Here is a 16,880-nt window from a genome sequence, read left to right as displayed (position 1 = left end):
TCTCGACTGATGAGACCGGCAGGCCCGGCACAAAATGCCACAGCACCGTCCGCCATCCGTCCGTCTTTTCAGCCGACCGCCACCGTGGTGGTACCGGGACTCAGTGGCACCACGAGGGTCTCGCCGTCCGCGCTTGCCGTTTTATCGGCCTCATGGCCATCAGGATATGTGACGGCAACATCCTGCAACGTGTGGCCCTGAAGCGGCCAACGCAACATACCCTTCGTATTGCCGGGAACCTTGACCGTGATCATCGCGGCTTCCCGTTGCTTAATTTCGACGGAAACCGGCCCGTGCATCGTCATTACATCGCCCCGCACTTCGTCCAGATCGGCAGGATGGGGCGCAACGACAATCCAGGAGCCGCCCGCAGCCGTCACATTGACACCAAGCACCCACCGTGCAATCTCCACAATCGGCGTCACTCCCCAGGGATGCGCGAATGAGGTGTTGGGCTTGATTTCGGGGTTCCATGCCTCCATCGTCTGCGTGGCACCCCAACGATGCATCATCGACCACCACGAAGTCGCGCTGTGCGAACGCATGACATCCAGCGCTGCCTGGTCCTGGCCGGTGCGGTAGAGCGCCTCGACCAGCCAGCCGACCGCGTTGCAGCTGACCGGCACGGTATCGTCCAAACGGCCGCCGGCCATCAGCCATTCACCCACGCGGCGCGCGTCATCACGCCCGGCGGGGACGCTGAAAGCGGCGGCATACATACTCGAATGGATGGCAGTATGGCTCGTGTCCCGCCCATCGCGGTAAGCGCCCGCTGATGCGTCGAAAAGTTCCCGGTTCATCGCCTCACGCATGCGATCGGCCAAAACGCCATACCGCCGGGCGTCATCGCTTCGCCCCACCGCCCCGGCGGCAGCGGCGAGCGCACGCAACGCCCCGTATTGCCAAGCGTTGACCACCGTGTTGACGCGGGTAAAGTCGAAACCGTCAATCTCTGAAGGCTGCGGCCAGTCGACGATATCATCGTTCTCGGGCGTCTTGCGGTCCTTCTCGATCAGGACGTCGTCGTTGAGCCAGCGCAGCCCCTGCTCACGTTCATACAGCCCGAAATCGCGCGCAAGCTCGTCGGGATCGCCGGTCTCCATATATTCCTGATAGGCCATCTGGATGGTCATGAACTTGTATTCGGTGAACTTGCCGGGATTGCGCGCCAAGTACCGGCTGGTTTTGCGCACCAAGTCATAGGAACGCGCGTAGACCATCTCGCCGCGGCCGTGCGTCAGCAGGTCGGCCTCATACGGCATACGCTCCCGGGTCGGGGTATCGATATAGAGGTCCGCGCGGCTTTCGCTTAACGTGTTGGCGCACAGATGCCACACCTCATCAAGCGTGTTGTCGCTGGATGCGAACGAGGCGACCTGTTCCGGCTCAGGCGCCACCAAATCGACGAACGTGATGGCATTGCCGAGGTCGAGACGCTCGTCGGCGTCGATTTCAAGGTATCGGAAACAGCGATAACCCCAGTGTTCGATATCCTGCTCGCCGGCGCGCAAGATCCACGTGTCTTCGTAACGGATGCCGCCACGCAAGTGGAATCGCGCGGAACCGTCGCCGTTGAGCTCCTCACCCATGCGCAAGGTGAGCTTCGTGCCCGCCAAATCGGATGGGACGTCGATATGGCAACGCACCGAATAGCTGCGTTCCATGCCGGTGTCGAACAGCCAGCGGCCGGGTGAAAGCATGGTGGGTTTGATCGTCGGTATTTCAACTCCCCGGACAGCGAGGGACTCGTCGGCGCGCAGCCCTTCAATACCGGCAAATGTCTGAACCGGACGGAAGTCCTCTCCTCTATAGCCCGCAGCCTTCCACCCGAACGGCTCGCGACGCGCGTCGATGTCCTCGCGGGGAGCCACGAAATAGTTGACGGTCTCGTTCATATCGCCATGCCAGGGCATCCAGTCGAGCCCTGGCCTGCCCTGCCAATCCGGGCCGGTGACGAAGGTGGCTACCCGGCCATCGTCGTAGCGCACATCAAGCAACGCCTGCACGCGACCACCCGCCTGGGCCCAAGCCTGCAAAGCGATGGCATTGGCATCGCCCGGCTTGATGAGACGAGTGACATCATAGGTCTCGTAGGCCGGTCCCTCGGCCTGTCGGCTCGAGCCGACACCTACAAAACCGCCGTTGACCCACGCGCGGTACACATGCTGTCGAGCGCCCAACGGCGACAGGCCGGCGACGTAGAGATAGGCTCCCGTGATTGTGCCCTGTGGCACGTCAAACTCATGGCGAAGAAAGGCCCAGTAATCTCCCGGCAGCGCGTCTCCCAGCAACCCGAATGAACCTTCCGGCACGACCATCGCACCGTCGACGAGTTTGGCGTAAGGCGGCACCTCGCAGCCCTCGTGATATTGCACAGCGAACAGCTGCTCACCGGCACCATGCGCATCCATGGTTCGCGGCGGTTCATGGCCGGCGGCGGCCGAAATCGCCTTTCCATCAGACGCTTCGGATGGATTCTGCGCTTGCGGCATAAGGGCGATCGAGGCGCTGCTGACGGCCACCGATTCTCCTTGCCCCATCTTGAAACCGTAGGCCGCACCATCCTTGGTGATGCCCTCGGCCACATCGATTTCGACGCCGTTGATGAAGGTGCGCACGCATTCGCCTTGAGCGGCAACCCGCAAATCGAACTCATCATGCAGGTCGATGCCATCGGGCACGGCGGCAACACCGATAGCGCGTTCATGGCCGTTGTGGATATGCATTTTATGCAACGCATGGTCTGCAGCATCGAGACGCCACAGGAACCCATCGTTACAATCCACGGCCGAACGCACCAAAATGCCGGCCGAGGAACCCAACACCTTGAGACGCAACGACAACACGGCATCCGCGGCAAGCGTCGGACCGGGAGTCGGCGACTGGATGAGCGAGCCGCCGCGCGTCCAAATGGCCGCGGCCCCATCCCAATCCTTCGCTTCCAGCGGCCCCACGACCACCTTTTTCGGCTCAGACCAATCAGAGAGCACAGACCCGCCTGTAGCCGAACTGCCAATTCTGACCCGCACCCGCCAGAAGCTCACGCTGCGCGCTTTCAGCGGCTCGAACGGCCACGGCACCGCGGTGCTTTGCGCCGAGCCGATCTCATCGGTGGAACGCACGGCCGGCGAGCCAAACCCGTCCTCGCTCGAAGTGAGCTGAATCTGGTAAGCCAGCTGCAGACCGCCGACGCCCGGAACGACGGGGACCTGCCACCACAGCCGCGGCTTGGTCTGCACTATGCCCAGCGCATCGTCACGCAGTGCCGTCATCAGCCCGTAAGGCCGGGATTCTTTCGCCGCACCATCGATGCCGTTGATAGTATCGCCGATGCCGTTGATAGTATCGGCATGGCCGATTCCGCTGGTATCGTTGCTGTCGACGTACCTTGCCGCCTCCATCTCATCGTTGTTGCCGGAACCCATCGCAACCGCTTTGTCGTTCATTTGCATTCCCCTATTTTGGTCTTTTTATAACGTTCCTGCCCAGCGTCTGACCGTTGGATATACGGCCTCACCGGCCGCACCGCCACCGCCGAACGCTTCATGGCACCTTAACCCCGACAGCCTCACTGCCGGTAATCGCTCATCGCCGAGAAGAGGCCGGACATGCCGCCACCGCCATTGCCGGCAGGCTTCTCGCTATCGCCGGTATAAAGCTCGATAAGTTTCTTGTCATCGGATTCGCGGGCCAACGCCTCGAAAAGCACGTCCGCCTGCCAACGGGCCGAAGCCCAGACGACATACCAGATGACGCCGGTAAACAGCAGGCCGGTGACAATCGGCGAACTCGCCATCCCCCAGAAATACCCGACCACCGCGATGCCGCTGATGACGATCATATAGATCCTTCGTGCCGAAAGCAGCACGCCGTTTTTGACGATGGCGTACCACTTGGCGTGCGGATATTCCACCACGAGCACCAACGAGACCAGCAACGATTGGATGAGGAACACAATGCAGACGCAGAGCATCGGCACCATCAACGCGCCAAAGCCGAGTTTGACCATGATCTGCATGGAATAGGAGAAGGTGAAGATAAAGAACCCGTAAATCGCCCCTTGCGCGATCGCCCGGGGAAGCAAGCGGATGAACGCGCGGAAATACGGGCGGATGCAGGCCGCGCTGTCGTCGGGCGGGACGTAGGGACCGGCAATCCAGTCGGGAGGCCGATAGCCTTCATCGAACATACGGACCCGGCGTTTGCTGGCACGGCCGAACAACGTCGGTTGGTCGCGGAAAAGCGCGAATCCCGCGGCGATGCCGGGAGAGCTCAGGACAAGGGCAAGCGTGAGAGCCGGGTAATAATCCACATCCTGCACCACCACCCAGATGGCAATCAGGGGAATGATGCCGACGAATATGCACCATCCCGCCATGAGCAAAACGTAGACGCCGCCCGCAATCAGCCCGAAAGCGTGACCAAGGTTCTGGTTCTTGCCATTTGAAGAAGCTGCCATCATGCACTTCCCTTCCGCGTCGGCCCTTGGATCGTTCCGAAACCCGCCATCGTAAAGCCTATCGCCTTATGCAGTTGCCTATCAATATAGAGACAAGAAAAAAGAATCCGATGCGCGCCGCAATGAAATCACTGCAACAAGCACGCACCGGATTCTCACTGTTGTGGTGTTGTTCAGTGCCGTAGACAGCCCACGGCAACATTTGGCAACTACTGCGGTATCAGCCCTTCATACCGGAGGTCGCAATGCCCTGGATGAACTGCTTCTGGCCGATGAGGAAGACGATGATGATCGGGAGCACCGAGATGACGGAACCGGTCATGATCATCGCGTAATCCGCGTTGTACTGCGAGATGAAGAGCTTCAGGCCAAGCTGGATGGTGTAGAGGCTCTGGCTGCGCAAGTAGATCAACGGACCCATGTAGTCGTTCCAGGTGTTGGTGAAGGTGATGATGGCCAGCGCCGCGATCGAGGGGCCGGAAAGCGGCAGGACGATCTTCCAGTAGATGCCGAACTCGCTCAGGCCGTCAAGCCTTGCAGCCTCCGAGAGGTCCTCGGGAATCGTGTCGTAGAACTGCTTCATCATGAACACGCCGAACGCGCCGAAGGCCTGCAGCAGGATGATGGACCAGCGGGTGTCGGAAAGGCCGACGGCGGAGATCATCTTGAACTGCGGAATCATGTAGGCCTGCCACGGCACGGCCATGGTGGCGATGTAGATGAGGAAGAGGGTGGTGCGCCCGCGGAACGGAATCTTAGAGAAGCCATAGGCGGCGAACGAACCGGTGAACACCTGCAGGGCCGTGACGATGACGGCGAAGAAGATGGTGTTCAGAATCCATACCTTCATATCGGACTTGGTCCAGATATTCAGGTAGTTCTGCCATTGCCAGACCGAGGGGAACCACTTGATCGGAATCGCGTAGACCTCGTTGTTCGGCTTGACCGACGAGAGGAACATCCAGACGAAGGGCAGCAAGGTGAACGCGGCCACCGCGAGCATCGCGGCATAGCCGATGACGGTGCCGACGATCTTCAGCGGGGACTTGCGCTTCTTGTTGAACGGGATATCAGGAGAAACCTCACTGATCTGAGGAGCAACTGCTTGTGTGGACATCTCAGTCCTCCTTCGAATTGTTGTACCAGAACTGGATCAGGGTGACGACCATGCAGATGAACAGCAGCACCAGCGAAACCGCCGACGCATAGCCGTAATCACCACGGTCGAACGCCACGCTGTAGACGTACTGCGCCAGCACCATCGTGGTCGTGCCAGGCCCGCCGTTGGTCATAATCAACGTCAGATCAAGGATCTTGAACGAGCCTATGGTCAGGGTGACCATCACGAAGAACAGCGTCGGGCGCATCGAAGGTACGGTGACATGCCAGAAACTCTTCCAGCCATTCGCGCCGTCCAGCTCGGCCGCCTCGTAAAGCTCCGTGGGAATCGTCTGCAGACCGGCCAGCAGAAGAATCATATAGTAACCGACTTCACGCCAAGTGCCGACGATGATGACCGCAGGCATAGCCCACTTGGTCGAACCGAGCCATCCGGGCACATTGCCCGCACCCACGAAGAGCTTCAGGAACTGGTTGATCGGTCCGGACTTCGGGTCGAAGAGCATCGCCCAGACCTGCGCCGCGGCCACCATCGAGGTGACATAGGGCAGGAAGGCGACCGTGCGGAAGAAGCCGCGCCCCTTGAGCTTGGAATTCAGCAGAACCGCAAGACCGAACGCAATCGCGAGCGTCAGCGGAATGTGGACGATCGAATAGTAGAACGTGTGCCAGGTGGACTGCCAGAAGATCTTGTCGCCCCACAAGCGCGTCCAGTTCTTGATGCCGTTGAAAATCGGCATGCCGAACGCGGACCACTTGGTGAATGCGATGTAGAACAGCGAAAGCACCGGGAACAGGGTCAGCAGAATAAAGCCGATAAAATTCGGCGAGATGAAAATCAGACCGTTGCGAAGGTTACGATGCGAAATCGCCTTCTCGTCGACCCTGCCGCCGTTCCCTTTAGATTTCGGCGGTCTCTTGCGGGCCTGTGCACCCGCTTCACCGGCCGCGGCCATATCTGCACCCATCGCCGCGATATTCGACATTGAAGCATCCGACATCGCTGCCTCCTCCTTGAAAGCGATCATCATCGAGAACCATCGCCGCATCGCTGCGACCAGATGTCAACCTCTTTGCTGACCTTTATTGCCATATCATAAGTTATTTGACGACACGAAGACCTACCGGCCCGCCGTCTGAAAACGAGCCTGCCCGAACCGATTTCCATGGCTCGGACAGGTCTTACCGACAGTTTTCAGGTCAATCAGTTGTCGAGAACACCCTGGTTCTTGACGTTGTCCTCGACTTCCTTGATGCCCGCATCGGGCTTCTGGGTCTCGGTCATAATCGCGGAATGACCCTTGTCGAGCAGGTCCTCGATCGTGTCCGTGGCGCTGCTCACCGGCTGCTCGAGCTTCATATCGAACTTGGACCATGCGTCCTTGGACAGCTGGTCGTTGGCCATGCCATCAGCGGCGAAGAAGTCCTTGGTGACCTTGTCGTTGATATAGGCCGGCGTTGTCGTGAGCTTGGCCAGCGTATCGGCACCGCCCTCGCCAATGGCCCATTCGACGAACTTCTTGGCCGCGGCGGCCTTCTGGCCGGTGTCTTTGGCGGAAACGGCGAGACCGGTCGGGCTGCCGAAGGTGACCGGCGTGCTCGGCATCTTCTTGCTTGGGTTCTGAGGAACCGGAGCCATGCCCCAATCGAACTTCTGGGCGTCGCCCGTCTTCTGCTGGTTCAGGAACGCTGCGGCATACCAGGTGCCCATCGGCATCATAGCGGCCTTTTGCGTGCCGAACTGGGCCTGATACTGCACCTTGTTGGTGAAGGAGGTGTTCCAGTTAATGGTCAGCTTGTCGTCCTGCCATTTCAGCGCGCGCTTGTAATAAGGAAGCGTGTAGTTGAAGTTGTCCTTCAAATAGGTCTTCGAGGCGGGCTGGCCGTTCTGTGCGAGCGCCATCGAGACGACCACGGAGCGCCAGTTGTGCTGGTACATCGGGTAGACGCTGTTGGCGTCATAGCCGGCGGCCGGAAGCTTCTTCTTGAGCTCTTCGCCCACCTTGGTGTAGTCATCCCAGGTCCAGGTGCCGTCGGGCTCCTTGATGCCCGTCTTCTTGAACATATCCTTGTTGTAGAACATCACCCAGTGGTCGGCGCGATACGGCAGACCGTAGTATTTGCCATCGCTGGTCTTGTACATCGACATATCGATCTTCTTGTTGCCCGCGTACTTCTTGGCGACGTCGCTCAAATCGGCCAGGCCCTTTGAGCTGGCATAAGTAGTGTACTTCTGCATGTTCTTCAGCGGGAAGACATCGGGCTGGGCACCTGCCGAGATATCGGCGGTAAGCTGCTTGTCGTAGTCGTCGGCGCTGTATTCCTTGAGTTTCACCGTGACATTCGGATAGGCCTTCATAAAGGCATCCGTCAGCTGCTTGAACTCAGGGGTCATCTTCAGCGACCACCCGGCCATGGTGATTTCGGTTTTTGCGTTCTTATCAAATTCATTGCTGCCGGAAGCGCTGCTGTTGCCGTTGCCACCGCCGCAACCCGAAAGCAGCATCGCAAGTGCAGAGACCGCCGCCAAGGCGCCTACTGGACGTGAGACTTTCATATTCAAATCCTTTCTTCAAGGCTTCTTCGCCTATTGCAAGGACTGACGTTCTACATTGGTGTAGCCCGCAGCCGTCCTTCAATTTTGAGCGTACACAAATGGCAACACGGAAAGCCCTTGTTGCCATTATTTGTCAAATAAGATTCAACATTATCATGAGCAGTTTAACCGGAAAAGACCGGGAATCCGCAGATTACCGATTTTTCATCTCTCAGCAAGCTGCTCTTTTCACCCGGGCAAGCACCGTGCGCTGCTAGGCTCAAAGACATGGGATGGCAACAAGATTCAAGCCTCGAAGAAGCAACATCGAGTTGACCCAGACCGGTGATCTTCCCCTTACCGAGAAGAATGAAGCTACGGACAGGTAGCAAAGGAGTATCAGTCCATGACACCATCAACGAAACACCATCAATCAGCACCGCAGGACCCACAAGGTTCCACTTCCTACACAAGCCAAGCGACGCATCAGTTATGGACAGTGACCAGCGGCGATCTGATCCAACGACGCCAGCGCCTTGAACCACCTGCGCCGAATGCCGAACCCGGTGCCGCAGTCAAAGTGGTCATCGACCCGACGCGCCAATACCAGATGTGGGAAGGCGCGGGAGCGGCGATCACCGATTCCAGCGCCTCGCTGCTGATGCACAGTACGAACGCCGAACAGCGCCACACCATCCTCGAGGAGATGTTTAGCCCGACACAGGGCGGCTTCTCCAGCGTGCGCATCTCCATCGGCTCCTGTGATTTCTCAAGCCAGAAGTATTACAGCTACGACGATCTGCCGGAAGGCGTCGGCACCGACGGCAACCTCGACTACTTCTCCATCGGCACCGGCGAACCCGGCGCTCCGGACGCCACCAAGGACCTGAAAAACGTCATCCCGGTGCTACAGGAGATCATGGCCATCAACCCGGCCGTCAAAGTGATGGCCTCGCCGTGGAGCCCGCCGGCATGGATGAAGACCAACCGCAAGTTCGAAGGCGACGGCAGGCTGCGCCTCGGGGAGTTCTGCGGCAACGGCTACCGCCGTCAAGACACCATCGACTACGTCTACGCGCAGTATTTCGTCAAGTTCATCGCCGCCTACGCCAGCTACGGCATTCCCATCGCCTCGGTGACCATGCAGAACGAGCCGGGCAACTCCCCCCAGTGGCCCATGGCCATCTGGACTCCCGAGGAACTGACAAAGTGGGGCAGCGAATATCTGCGGCCTTGCCTTGACGAGACGTTCCCCGACGTCGAGATCTATTTCGGTGACGACGGGCTGCGCTTCTTCCAGCGCCCGGTGAGCGACTATATGACCCCGGCCCAGGCCCAATGCTTCGCCGGCGTCGCCTTCCACACCTACTCCGGCCTACCCAAGTGGGTGCTCAACGGCACCCGCCAGTTCCCGGGCTGGAAGGCCTGCATGAGCGAGCGCCGCTGCATGCTCGACGAAACGGTGGACGAGGCCAGCCACGTGATGTTCGGCGAGATCGGCACCGGCCTGGTGCGCAACAATGTCGGGCTGATCAACCTGTGGAACATCGCGCTGGACGAGCAGGGATTCCCGAGCTACGCCAAGACGCGCGGCCGTCGCGGGGTCATCACCATCGATTCGGCCACCGGCAAAGTCAAGCGCAACCTCGAGTACTTCATGCTGCGCAATTTCGGGCAGGACGTGCGCCCAGGTTCGCGGCGTGTGGCGTCGACCAGCTACACCGGCGACGGACGGCACGGCGGGCTGGGTTCCGTCGCGTTCATCGAGCCGGACGGTCGCGGCTTCGCCGGGTTCCTCTACAACCCGACCGGCGAACCGATCGAAGCGGCACTCACCTTCGCCGGGGAAGGCGCGGCCTGGCGTCATGTCACCGTTCCGGCCTACGGCACCGTGACGTTCCATTTGTCAGACTCGCCGATCAATGTGAGCGAGACCCCCGCGGACGATGATTTCAAGATCATCTACACTCCGCACCCCGCCGACGACCACGACGAGCGCATTTTCTAGTTTCACCCGCTGACAGCACGAAGCGCCGCCTCCCCCAATTCAGGGCCGGCGCTTCGTCGTATGAAGTCTCAGTTATTCATATTTTGATTATTGTTGCGATATATAAAGTATTTATACTTTATATATAATATTATCATTTGTCAAGTCATCGGTGTGTTTTCAATGAAAACACACTCTATTTATATTATGTATTTGATTGATAAAGTATTAATACTTTATCAATCAAATAATAATTTGTCAAATTACGGCGTGTGAGATAATATTAAAGAATGGTTGCTCAATACGTTTTCTATAGAAGGAAAAGCCACAAGGAAATATCCGATACGGTGAGAGAAGAAAGCGCCGTTTTCAATAATGTATTGAGTGCGTCTGCAGTTAGGGCAATTTATAATAACCTTCAAAAACGCGGATTTCTCTTGCAAAAAGTATCTTTTGGAAATTTTAGAGAGTATCTGGTCTCTCCCGAAGCGAATCTGTTTAAGGAATTACGAATAACCCAAAAAAATAAGGAGACAGATCTTGTCAGACTGATTCCCAGAAACGAATCGGTTTCTCCATACACCATCGCCCTCTCGCTTTCCGGACGCACATACATCTCCCATTATTCCGCTTTGTATCTCAATGATCTGACCTTGAATGTTCCCAAACCCATATATGTCAAAAAGAAAAGAACAAAGGCTAAGACGTGGAAGCGCAGCGAACAGCTGTCCCAAGCTCAAATCGACCGGGCCTTTTCAGCTCCAGCAAAAATAACCAATAACACATACACATTCGAATATGACGGCAAACCGTATGAAATCTACTTGTTAGAGCAATCCGCAACTATAGACAAAGGTATTACAGAAATACAAATGCCGTACGCACCGTCAGGAATATCAATAAGCAGCATCGAAAAAACACTCATCGAGTGCACCGTAAAACCTGACTATGCAGGTGGAGCGCAAGAGGTACTGGATGCGTTCGCGCGAGCAAAAGATAAGCTGAAGGTACTCAGGATGACGCAATTGCTGACCAATAGCGAATACCTGTTCCCATATGGCAAGAACATCCTGTTTTATATGGATTGCGCCGGCTACTCCGAGCAACAAAAAAAACTCGTCGTCTCAAGACTGGATCCCGAAAAACAAAAATTCAACATGTATCTGCAAAAGAACATGCGCGACAAGGTATTCGACCCCGATATCGGAATCTACTATCCGAAAGGATTAAGTGTCTCATGACTGCTGCAGCGCTGACCAATCAAGAAATCATCGACAAAGCCCTGTCCGCCTTGTTCTCGATAGACGAGTTCGCAGGCAGGATCGCCTTGCACGGCGGCCAAGCACTGATCGCCTATAACGTCAGCCACCGTGCGTCTCAGGACATCGACCTTTACGTAGAAGAAAATTCAATTACGGAAACGGAACGAGCCCTCATCGACGATGCTTTGAAGGAACAATTCAATGATTCCAGCATGGAGGTCAGAAGCACCAAACTCGATTATCTTCCTATCAAAACAGAACAAAAGAAACTCGCAAGGATAGTTGTCAGAGTTGCCGACAGAAACCGATCGGCTAACAAAAATCGACAAACACCCATTCGCCGTTTCGGAGACACGAAAAGTCTCAAAATAGAGATTTCCTTGAACAACCGATTATTTTGTCTAGATAAAATCAACTCTGATGGCGTTGAGATAGCGGTTTCGTCTCTGGTCAGAATCATTTACGAAAAAATGCTGTCTTTGTGTCAGCACACCCCAAGTTATCTGGAAACGAATTCTCGCGAAGTCAGCACTGGGAAAGGGCTGAGGGCCAAAGATCTCTTCGACATGTCATCGATTCTTAAAACACGGCCTGAGACCAAAACCAAGATAATCCAAGCCGATCAAATCGTCTTTCTGAAAACGATGATGAAAGATATCGATGTCACCAAGACAGACTTCCTTGCGCTAAAACAGGATCTTGATGGCTACAACAGCCAATACAACGAAGAATATGACAATATGAGCAAAGACCAGATTCCGCTTGACGAGCGTATTGACTTCACAGACGCAAAAGCTGCCGTGCTCGAAGCGCTGACGGCAATATTGGGAGTAATTTAGACATTATTGGCAAGTGAAAGAGGCCTGCCGAAACACTCAGGTTTCGGCAGGCCCTCTTTATTTGGTACGCGCAGAAATCACCACTCGTGCATGGTGCCGTCAAGCAAGCGGTCAACCGGCAGCGGAGCCGGCTGGTAGGGGTACTTGGCAGCGAGCTTCTCGTCGAAGTCGACGCCCAGGCCCGGCTTGTTGCCCGGGTGCAGGTAGCCGTCCTTGAAGGTGTAGGAGGTGTGGAAGACCTCGAGAGTCTCGTCGCTGTGCTTCATGTACTCCTGGATGCCGAAGTTCGGGATAGCAAGGTCGAGGTGCAGGTTCGCGGCCATGCCAACCGGCGAGACATCGGTGGGCCCATGGAAGCCGGACTTGACACCGAAGAGCTCGGCGAAGGCCATGAGCTTCTTCATGTGGGTCAGTCCGCCGGTGTGGGTGACGGCCGAACGCACGTAGTCGATCAACTGTTCCTCGATCAGGGTGATGTAATCGGTCCAGGAGTTGATGATCTCGCCGATGGCGATCGGGGTGGTGGTGTGCTCGCGCACGATGCGCAGGAACTGCTGGTTCTCCTCGGCCGGCGTGGTGTCTTCCATCCAGAAGAGGTCGTAGGGCTCGAGGAGCTTGCCGAAGCGGGCGGCCTCGATCGGGCGCAGACGGTGGTGCGAATCGTGCAGCAGGATCAGGTCCTTGCCGTACTTGTTGCGCACCGCCTCGAAGACGCCGGGGATGGTGTTGAGGTACGTGCGGGCATCCCACACCTCTTCGACCGGAACGCTGGTGCGGCGGGCGGGCTCGTAGTCGTAACGCACGCCCTTCTCGCCTTCACCGGCCTGGGCGTTGGCCGAAGCCGCGACGCCGTAGGTCGAGGGGATGCCGGGCAGCGCGTACTGAATACGCGTGGCCTTGAAGCCCATATCGCGGTACATGTCGATGGAGTCGTAGAGGCTCGGCAGGTCAGTGCCGGAGGCGTGCGCATAGGTGAGGATGCCCTTGCGCGAGGCGCCGCCCAACAGGTCGTAGACCGGAACACCCAGCTTCTTGCCCTTGATATCCCACAGTGCCACGTCGACGGCGGAGATGGCGGCCATGGTCACCGGTCCGCGCTTCCAATAGGCACCCTTGTAAAGGTACTGCCACATGTCCTCGATGTTGTCCTCGTTCTTGCCGATCAGGGCAGGAGCGATGGTCTTCAGGTACTCCGCGGCAACGAGTTCGCGCCCGTTGAGCGTCGCATCGCCGAGACCTACAATTCCGTCGGTCGTGGTGAGTTTGAGGACGACGAAATTACGTCCCGGGCTCGTCACGAATACCTCGGCCTTTTCAATAGCCATATCGATTCCTTTCGTTATTATTCAAATGCTTCGATGTTTGATGCAACCGGTTTCATTGACGCAGTTCGCAGGCTTGATACACCAGCCCACCTCCTCGCCGGAAACCGACCGTGTATCTGTACCCCGTTGAGCAATAGTGCTGAGATGTTGACAGTTAGCGGACCTAAATGTACACAATCACAGAACATTCTAAAAATATGTACACCAAGGCGATGTAAATGACCATATTTGTGCAATAGTCCCGAAACAGATCCATCTAGCACGCGGATGGCGCGTCGGCGCTCTCGCAAACCAGCCATCCTGTTCATCGATTTGCCGCGGCCCTGCTCACCTCGTCCAGCTGCTTGACCACCTCATCGACAAACAACGGGGAGCCGCCGAGGGAACGGTCAAGATAGGTGACCACATATTTCACGCCTCCTTTGTCGACACTGCCATCCGCGGCTATGCAGGCTTTCGCGCACGCGACGACCTTGCTTTTATTGACATCGGCCAGCTGGTCGCTGAAACGCGTGAGGAACAATATCCACGCCGCAATGGCGCGGGCGGCGGGAACGATGGGCGCCCCGTCTTTCAGCGCTTTTCGTGCGGCAGGAACGATGCGAACCGGCAGCTTTTCGCTTCCGTCGGAGGCGATCTGCATCAGCAAATGGCGAATATTCGGGTTTTCGAAACGTTCAAGCAGCTGCTTGCGGTATTCGTCGGTGGGAACGCTGATGTAACGTCCGGCCAAATCCCACCATTCATTGACCCACCGGCGCAAGGTCGGATCGGCGACGGCATCGGCAACGGTCTTATAGCCAAAGAGCGAGCCGCAATAGGCCAGGGTCGAGTGGGATCCGTTGAGCATCCACAGCTTGCGTTCCTCATACGGCGTGACGTCACCGGTGATGACGGCGCCCGCCTCGTCCCAGGCAGGGCGTCCGGCCGGGAAGTCCCCGGCAATCACCCATTCGCGGAACGGCTCGGTACGTACCGGTGACGCATCATGCCAGCCCTTCACACATTCAACCTGCTCGATATCACCCGGCGTGGTGGCAGGAGTGATGCGGTCGACCATCGAGGTCGCCCATGAGACGTTCAAACGCGTCCAGTCAAGCAATGACGGATCGACCTCCGCAATGGCCTGTTCGACGACTTTGCGGAACGCGGCACCATTGCCTGCCAGGTTATCGCAAGGCAATACCGTGATCGGGCCGGCCGCCGCACACCTGCGAGCCAGGAAGCCTGCGACCATGCGCACCGGCACGGTTTTGAGCCCGTCCGCCAGCGGGTCAGCTTTCAACGCCCGCAGATCCGCCGCGACATCGGGATCAGCGATATCCAAATCGCCAGTGTGGGTACGTTTATACCCCGCCTCGGTGACCGTGGAAGTGACGATGGCAATATCCGGATCGGTGAACCGGGCGCGCAACGCCGCCGTGTCCGAGCCGCTGTGCATGGAGGAAATCGAGGAGATGACCTCGAATTGGTCGCCTTGCCTTCCGGAAGTAATCAAGGTGTATACGCACTCCTGCGCCTCAAGCAAGTCGGACATCCGCGGCCCGCGACCGGTGAAACCGGCGATGCCCCATTGCGCGGCATCGGACGCATGCTCGGTGTACCAGGCTTGGTGAGCACGAGTGAAATTGCCGATTCCCAGATGGATGATCTTTTCCGGCGCGGCCGGACGACCGTCCTGTTCACGGCTGATTTGAGGAATGGAAACGCTATCTGCTTTCATTACTGCCCCTTTTCTTGATGCGCAGTCACGCATTACGCTGTTTCGTGTTGCTCGACTTACTGCTCAGCTCCCGATCTTGAACACTCGCTTTGGCTGGGTGGATACTTGATCGTGCATGATCGCAAGCCCTTCGTCCATGGAGATGCGGCGGTCGCAGACCAGAGAGGAAACAAAACTTGCGGTGACCCTGCGGTTCATGTCGTGGCGAGAAGGAATCGAGCAGATCGCGCGGGTGTCGTCGATGAACCCGGAAAGCTTCGTAAATCCGGCATACGGAACGACGGCGTGGAAATAGCGCGAAATCGAATCCGGCGCGTCGATGAACCACCACGGCGCCCCGATATAGAACGACGGGTAGAAGCCTGCAAGCGGCGCCAATTCACGGGAATAGACAGTCTCGTCATCGGTGAAGGCGACGAAATGGAAATCGGCATTGTTGCCGTACTCGTTCAACAGCGGGCGCAACGCTTCGACGAACTCGGCCCGCGCCGGGATGTCACCGCCGACGTCCGCGCCGTAACTGGCGAAAGCCTTGGCATCGTAGTTGCGGGCGATGGAGGGATGCACGGTCATCACCAAGCCGTCCTCTTGGGCGAGCATGGCCTGATCGTTGAATAGATGCGAGCGCAGACGGGCGGCGTCTCCGGCCTCGATATGTCCTGCATAGGCCTCGTTAAACAATTTGCGCACCTCGTCGCCCGCAAGCCGTTTCGAGTTCAGGTCGGCATGGGAATGGTCGCTTAAGACCCCACCGTGATCCTTGAAATACCGCCTTCTGCGACGCATCGCTTCGGTGAAACCTTCGTAGGTCGAAGCGTCGATATCGGCACTGCGCCCCAAAGCATCCACCAATTGCGGCCAATCGCAACGCGACGGCTCAAGGTACTTGTCCGGACGGAACGCAGGCGAGACAAACGGCTTGAAATCGGGGTCAGCGTTGACCTTATCATGAAGCCCCAAATCTCTCACCGGGTCATCGGTGGTGGAAACAAAGTCCATATTGAAACGATTGGCGAGCGAGCGCGTGCTGAATTCCGGGGCCTTGAGCATTTCGTCAAGCTCGTCGTAAATCGCCCCGGCGGTCTCGCTGCCGAACTTCTTATCTATGCCGAACACCCTCGCCAACGAATCCTCGAACCAATAGCGCATAGGGGTGCCGGCAAAGGCGTCCCAATACTTGCCAAAGGTGAGAAAGGCGTCGCGTGCCTGACGATCGGTGAACTCGGACTGGCCCACGCCCAACCGGCTCAAAGGCACACCCTGACCGTGCAAGACCCGCGTCACGTAGTGGTCCGGGGTGATGAACAGGTCGGTGGGATTGGCGAAGTGCTTGTCCTCGGCGAACCATTCGATCGGAATATGGCCATGCGGGGAAATGATGGGCAGATCCTCCACGGATTCGTACAGTTCGCGGGCAACGCGCAGCGGCAAGCCTTCCGCCGGCAACAAACGATCCGGAGACAGAACCGTTTCTGATGTATCTGTTTGGCCAACCATAGGCACCATCCTTTAATCCGCTGCAAACCAGAAGTCCGCCACGATGCTGAACACCCTTTTATCGACTCCTCAGTCTACGGGAGACGTATTGGCGGTGCGCTCTGTTGCCATTACTTGCCAAACGCGGGTTATA

11 protein-coding genes are annotated in these 16,880 nt (G+C 57.4%); 3 read left to right on the top strand and 8 right to left on the bottom strand.

Annotated features, from left to right (window positions below):
• Nucleotides 1-68 precede the first annotated feature (68 nt).
• From OZX64_RS01285 to OZX64_RS01265, 5 genes are all read right to left on the bottom strand, one after another.
• Nucleotides 69-3,446, bottom strand: a complete 3,378-nt coding sequence (locus OZX64_RS01285) for a family 78 glycoside hydrolase catalytic domain (RefSeq protein ID WP_277173266.1) — start codon at nt 3,444-3,446, stop codon at nt 69-71.
• 122 nt (nt 3,447-3,568) lie between these two features.
• Entirely contained in the window at nt 3,569-4,462 is an 894-nt protein-coding gene (locus tag OZX64_RS01280; protein ID WP_277173264.1) for a hypothetical protein, read from the bottom strand.
• 217 nt (nt 4,463-4,679) lie between these two features.
• Nucleotides 4,680-5,576 carry a carbohydrate ABC transporter permease gene (locus tag OZX64_RS01275; RefSeq protein ID WP_277173262.1) on the bottom strand — a complete coding sequence of 299 codons (897 nt, stop codon included), beginning with the start codon at nt 5,574-5,576 and terminating at the stop codon, nt 4,680-4,682.
• A 1-nt stretch (nt 5,577) separates the two neighbouring features.
• Nucleotides 5,578-6,579 carry a sugar ABC transporter permease gene (locus OZX64_RS01270; protein WP_277173260.1) on the bottom strand — a complete coding sequence of 334 codons (1,002 nt, stop codon included), beginning with the start codon at nt 6,577-6,579 and terminating at the stop codon, nt 5,578-5,580.
• A 203-nt stretch (nt 6,580-6,782) separates the two neighbouring features.
• Complete coding sequence (locus OZX64_RS01265) at nt 6,783-8,135, bottom strand: extracellular solute-binding protein (RefSeq protein ID WP_277173258.1); 1,353 nt, start codon at nt 8,133-8,135, stop codon at nt 6,783-6,785.
• Nucleotides 8,136-8,520: 385 nt separating this feature from the next.
• On the opposite strand from OZX64_RS01265, the gene OZX64_RS01260 reads away from it, so the two are divergent.
• From OZX64_RS01260 to OZX64_RS01250, 3 genes are all read left to right on the top strand, one after another.
• A complete protein-coding gene (locus OZX64_RS01260; RefSeq protein WP_277173256.1) occupies nt 8,521-10,122 on the top strand; it encodes a glycosyl hydrolase family 30 in 1,602 nt (533 codons plus the stop codon).
• A 326-nt stretch (nt 10,123-10,448) separates the two neighbouring features.
• Nucleotides 10,449-11,342 carry a hypothetical protein gene (locus OZX64_RS01255; protein WP_277173254.1) on the top strand — a complete coding sequence of 298 codons (894 nt, stop codon included), beginning with the start codon at nt 10,449-10,451 and terminating at the stop codon, nt 11,340-11,342.
• Nucleotides 11,339-12,202, top strand: coding sequence for a nucleotidyl transferase AbiEii/AbiGii toxin family protein (locus tag OZX64_RS01250; protein WP_277173252.1), 864 nt, complete (start codon nt 11,339-11,341; stop codon nt 12,200-12,202). The genes OZX64_RS01255 and OZX64_RS01250 overlap by 4 nt, the downstream gene beginning before the upstream one ends.
• A gap of 77 nt (nt 12,203-12,279) precedes the next feature.
• Here the strand turns inward: OZX64_RS01250 and manD are convergent, their stop codons facing one another.
• From manD to uxaC, 3 genes are all read right to left on the bottom strand, one after another.
• Nucleotides 12,280-13,527: a D-mannonate dehydratase ManD gene (manD, locus tag OZX64_RS01245; RefSeq protein ID WP_277156423.1), complete on the bottom strand. Its 1,248-nt coding sequence runs from the start codon at nt 13,525-13,527 to the stop codon at nt 12,280-12,282.
• Between the two features lie 304 nt (nt 13,528-13,831).
• Nucleotides 13,832-15,250, bottom strand: coding sequence for a mannitol dehydrogenase family protein (locus OZX64_RS01240; RefSeq protein WP_277173250.1), 1,419 nt, complete (start codon nt 15,248-15,250; stop codon nt 13,832-13,834).
• 63 nt (nt 15,251-15,313) lie between these two features.
• Entirely contained in the window at nt 15,314-16,747 is a 1,434-nt protein-coding gene (gene uxaC, locus OZX64_RS01235; protein ID WP_277173248.1) for a glucuronate isomerase, read from the bottom strand.
• Nucleotides 16,748-16,880 lie beyond the last annotated feature (133 nt).

The organism is Bifidobacterium sp. ESL0704, assembly GCF_029392075.1.
GTDB lineage: Bacteria > Actinomycetota > Actinomycetes > Actinomycetales > Bifidobacteriaceae > Bifidobacterium.
The sequence above is the reverse complement of the archived record's forward strand: the minus strand, read 5'-3'. Positions and strand labels throughout refer to the sequence as shown.

Bases quoted from the DNA above. Each gene is read 5' to 3' on its own strand.
- OZX64_RS01260 (WP_277173256.1), top strand. From the start codon at position 8,521: ATGACACCATCAACGAAACACCATCAATCAGCACCGCAGGACCCACAA.
- OZX64_RS01265 (WP_277173258.1), bottom strand. From the start codon at position 8,135: ATGAAAGTCTCACGTCCAGTAGGCGCCTTGGCGGCGGTCTCTGCACTT.
- manD (WP_277156423.1), bottom strand. From the start codon at position 13,527: ATGGCTATTGAAAAGGCCGAGGTATTCGTGACGAGCCCGGGACGTAAT.
- OZX64_RS01270 (WP_277173260.1), bottom strand. From the start codon at position 6,579: ATGTCGGATGCTTCAATGTCGAATATCGCGGCGATGGGTGCAGATATG.
- OZX64_RS01280 (WP_277173264.1), bottom strand. From the start codon at position 4,462: ATGATGGCAGCTTCTTCAAATGGCAAGAACCAGAACCTTGGTCACGCT.
- uxaC (WP_277173248.1), bottom strand. From the start codon at position 16,747: ATGGTTGGCCAAACAGATACATCAGAAACGGTTCTGTCTCCGGATCGT.
- OZX64_RS01250 (WP_277173252.1), top strand. From the start codon at position 11,339: ATGACTGCTGCAGCGCTGACCAATCAAGAAATCATCGACAAAGCCCTG.
- OZX64_RS01285 (WP_277173266.1), bottom strand. From the start codon at position 3,446: ATGAACGACAAAGCGGTTGCGATGGGTTCCGGCAACAACGATGAGATG.
- OZX64_RS01240 (WP_277173250.1), bottom strand. From the start codon at position 15,250: ATGAAAGCAGATAGCGTTTCCATTCCTCAAATCAGCCGTGAACAGGAC.
- OZX64_RS01275 (WP_277173262.1), bottom strand. From the start codon at position 5,576: ATGTCCACACAAGCAGTTGCTCCTCAGATCAGTGAGGTTTCTCCTGAT.